Source organism: Mesotoga sp. HF07.pep.5.2.highcov (assembly GCF_003666285.1).
Taxonomy (GTDB): domain Bacteria; phylum Thermotogota; class Thermotogae; order Petrotogales; family Kosmotogaceae; genus Mesotoga; species Mesotoga prima.
Window position 1 is genome coordinate 1 of record NZ_JFHJ01000191.1, and the last position, 3,804, is coordinate 3,804.

5 protein-coding genes and 1 pseudogene are annotated in these 3,804 nt (G+C 44.2%); 3 read left to right on the forward strand and 3 right to left on the reverse strand.

The genetic code is table 11. From position 1 onward, the window contains the following. Positions 1-404 (reverse strand): hypothetical protein (locus tag BG32_RS03965; RefSeq protein WP_121526421.1); only part of this gene is annotated, 404 nt, incomplete at its 3' end. A 264-nt stretch (positions 405-668) separates the two neighbouring features. Between BG32_RS03965 and BG32_RS16180 the strand changes: the two genes are divergently transcribed. The 3 genes from BG32_RS16180 to BG32_RS03975 all read left to right on the forward strand — a co-directional run bounded on the left by BG32_RS16180 (position 669) and on the right by BG32_RS03975 (position 2,068). Continuing rightward, the gene (locus tag BG32_RS16180; protein ID WP_259459496.1) at positions 669-1,007 is read left to right on the forward strand and encodes a hypothetical protein; all 339 of its coding nucleotides are present in this window, start codon (positions 669-671) and stop codon (positions 1,005-1,007) included. 80 nt (positions 1,008-1,087) lie between these two features. After that, positions 1,088-1,621 (forward strand): right-handed parallel beta-helix repeat-containing protein, encoded by a 534-nt coding sequence (locus BG32_RS16185; RefSeq protein WP_409072645.1) that lies wholly within the window; start codon positions 1,088-1,090, stop codon positions 1,619-1,621. Between the two features lie 267 nt (positions 1,622-1,888). Further along, positions 1,889-2,068, forward strand: a complete 180-nt coding sequence (locus BG32_RS03975) for a hypothetical protein (RefSeq protein ID WP_014731793.1) — start codon at positions 1,889-1,891, stop codon at positions 2,066-2,068. 465 nt (positions 2,069-2,533) lie between these two features. On the opposite strand, the gene BG32_RS15500 is transcribed toward BG32_RS03975, so the two are convergent. Both BG32_RS15500 and BG32_RS03980 read right to left on the reverse strand, forming a co-directional pair. Continuing rightward, entirely contained in the window at positions 2,534-2,677 is a 144-nt protein-coding gene (locus BG32_RS15500) for a hypothetical protein (RefSeq protein ID WP_006489873.1), read from the reverse strand. Positions 2,678-3,387: 710 nt separating this feature from the next. Beyond that, positions 3,388-3,804, reverse strand: a pseudogene (locus tag BG32_RS03980) (hypothetical protein); the annotation flags it as partial.

Genomic DNA, 3,804 nt, shown 5'->3' on the forward strand with positions numbered 1-3,804 from the left:
GAGATGAACCAGTTGCCGGATAATTTTTTTACCGTCCAGGAATAAATACGATCATCACCGGGACCTGACGTCCAGTCTATTACGGCGCTGAATTCTACTGTCGCTTCTGTTGCTCCAACGTTGAAGTCCACTTCGACGTCTCCCCTGTTGAAGAAGATAACATCTCTTCCTTCGAATCTGCTTGAATAAGCGTCTTTGATCTGTGAATAAGATTTCATTGCCGTGTTTATTAGCGCAGGATCTGTATATAATCCTGCAAGACCGACTGCATTTTCATCTTCCCAATACTTCTTGAAATCGCTAACAAGCTTTGTAACTTTTACCATTGGATCAATGAAAAAGCATCCCGAAAGAAGCATCAGTAGAATCGCCATAGAAGACGTAATCAGTATGATCCGCTTCATTTTCTCGCCTCCAGCTTTCACTTGGCCTCTGAGAACTCATGAAAAACCACAACGGACCACGAATTTTCCTTACAACAAGTGATTTTAGCACCATTCCAAATAGAACAGTCACGAGATGTAAACTAGACAATTTAAGAAAGCGAGTCAAATCATTGGCAAAACCTCGGCTATATGGTTATCTGTAATGACCCGATAGTGAAAACCATCGAATACTTGAACCAAATTAAGATAAACTAATGGTAGGAAAGGAATGGGGGTGCGTTTATGAAAATGCTTTTCTTTATGCTTTTATCTATACTTGTAATTGTTCCGACAGGCCTGGCACAAGAGAATGTCGGAGTTCTAATTGTCGGGGAACCTGACGGCCAGTATAAGAGCATTCAGGCAGCTATCGATGCTGCAAATCCCGGCGATACAATAAGAATACTTCCGGGAACATACAAGGAGAGCCTTTCAATCAGCAAAGAGATAAAGCTAGAGGGCTCCTCAAGAGACGAAGTAACAATAATGCCCGAAGAAGGAAAGGATCTCGGGATCTTCGTAAGAGGTGCCAAGAACTTCTCGATAAGAAGCGTGACTGTCATCGCCAGCGGCGCAGCATAAACGTCTCCAGGTCCTCCGGCCAGATAGAAGACGCCTTCATAGCGGGCGGCCGCTTTGGAATCTCTTTCAGCGGCACAGGGATGACTCTAGAGGTTCTCGATTCACACATCACCTGCTATGACGGCATGGATAACGAGGAGTATATTGAAACCAGACTGGCCGGAATCTACGCGTACGGTAACGCCACCCTGATTGCCGAAAACTGCGTCTTCGAAAGGAACGGAGTTGGAATAAGCCTGACAAACGACCTGAAGTACAAGATCACAGGATGCACTTTCAAGAGAAATACAGTAGGGGTTTCACTTGGTGGTAATGCTACGGGATCTCTATCTGAAAACGTAGTCACGGAGAACATCGAAAACGGTATCTTGATCAACTCATCTTCCGAAACCAGGTTGGAGAACAACATCTTCTTCGGGAATATTTGGCATGGTCTCGACCTCTATTTGAATCGATGCACGGAGTGTGAATGCGGCGGCGATGAATTCAACGGGACCGTTGTCGGTTCAGGAAACAGATTTGAGTCCGAAGATGAGATCTGCCCGATAGATTTCTGGGATGAAAGCTTCTACAGTTTCGATGAGAATCTGGGCAAGTTGGCTGACAAAGAATAATCAAGAGTATCACCTTTCGATTTGCTCCAATGTACCGGCAACTATGTTCTCCATATCACTGCGAGGAGCATTCGCAACATTCTTCTTCCCAAGACTTTCCAAAAAACGGTTCGATTTCATATAATTCCTTTGTATATCTATTATTTAAGTTCACATAGTAATTCAACACTAAACTTCCTTTCAGGAATAGATTTACACACTAACTGATAGTTAATTACAGATGCATCTCTCAATTAAGCATGGTATACTAATGTTCGAAGGAGCGAGATGCGTAAGATGAGACGGGACAGGTTTTATAAAACAGTCTTGATAGTCTTTACGATTGGTTTGGCGATAGCGGTGATGACAATGGTAATCGCCCTGATCAACCTTACTGACGCAAACACCTCTTCAAAAGCTTTCAGAGAATATCTCGACGAGTCAAACGTTATCGAGTCGAACCCCTAAGAATCTCTACGATTCTGCTATTTCTAGGCCTACGGATTGGCACGTATCTAGCTAATTCATCCCATACTGTATATCTCAAACCAAAGAATAATCTCATGCAAAGTCATTAGCCAGTTTCTCTTGCTCTCTTGCGTAAGAATTCTGCAAGTAGAAAGATTCAGAGAACATTAGCTTTCTATGATCCTCCTCATAGATCTTCAAGCCGAAATTTGTGTAACCAATTCTCGAAAAAGGCAATCCTTAACTAGCAATGGGTTGAGCTCCTACTGGAGCAAAATCAGTTGACAAGAACAAGAACAGAGGCCCTGAAAGAGGCCTCTGTTAACTAACTATCCGATTCTCATTTAAGTATTTCCATAGGCAATCTGCAGAACTATACTGAATCTAGGTCTGCTTCATTCTCATCCAGGAAGTCTTCTAAGACCGATGCTCACTCAGGTCTTCTTACATGCATCGAAATCTTCGTCAATACTTACTCTCCGGGAACTCGGGCCCGTTGTAATAATTCTCATAGACACTACCTGTTGGTGCAAATCCGTTCGTGCCTATCCACTCGGCCATTTCACCGTATTTACCCTGCATTTGCAAGGTCCCGTGTAAGCTGAGCAAACGTATAGACCTCCCGGAATCGATCCCCTAATGGTATCTCCTCTTCCCGGAAGATCAGCGGAGATGGGAAATCCAATCTCCACTTCAAGGTTCTCCATATCCATGTTGTGATAAGCTACAGGAGGAATCCCTGCCGGAAATCCCTTCGTTTTACCCAGAATAGGCCGCTATCTCTCCGTAGTACCTTCCTATTATAGTGGGAAGATCCTGAACATTCGTCCAGGCTCGTATAAACAGCGCTGGTTGCTCTTCCTGCTTCAATACTGCAATCGACGATGATCTGGTATTCCTTCCTCCTTGCATCCCTTAGTAATTGTCTTCTCAGAACGGACCCTCTCGATAACTGCCTAACAAAAAATTAGATACTGATTACATCAGCTAGAATACTCTTTTTCAACGAATTCCCTATGACTTCGACAGCATCGCACGTTGCCATCCATCCACGGACAAGTCACCTTAAGCAAGACTAGATCTGCTCCTGTGCAACACGGATATCTTTCGCCGAAAAGTCAAAATCATCTACTTTGCGAATTCTGCATCCAGCAAATAGCATTGCAATTTGTGCTTCTTGGATCTAAGGAGCTTGAAGCGCAACGTTAAACAATATCTCTGGGAATCGGTCAATTCTTACAGTATCTCTACAGCAGGCGATTCATAAGAAATCCCAATCTTGACAAAGAGCCCTGTTAATATTTGACGGTCATATTGCTCTAGAAAGTGAGTGTCGAGTTAGCGATTGTCCAGCTCTTGTTCCAGAAAGTATAGCTTACACTCGGGACACCGTCACAAAGGTCCTTGAGCCAGCCCGCCATGTGTACTCCGCCATTGACGTCGAAGCCGGCCGTTACTTTGTATCCAACCTGGGTAGAGCTACCGGCAGAGGCGTTAGTCTCGCCCTTCAGCCATGGGACGAACTGCACGAATGGGCCCGCAACATAGTAAACGTATGCCGAAAGGGTAAGAGGAAGAGATCCCTTTGCCCAGGCATTGACCTTTGCATCTGCATCAAATTGCAGACCGGAGTAATTTGCCGAGTAGTTTACATTTTTACTCCATCCATTTTCATATTTGACAGTTAGCGTCGTGTTTGCAGAAAGCGTCGTAGAAGCCGTGAAACCTATAACACC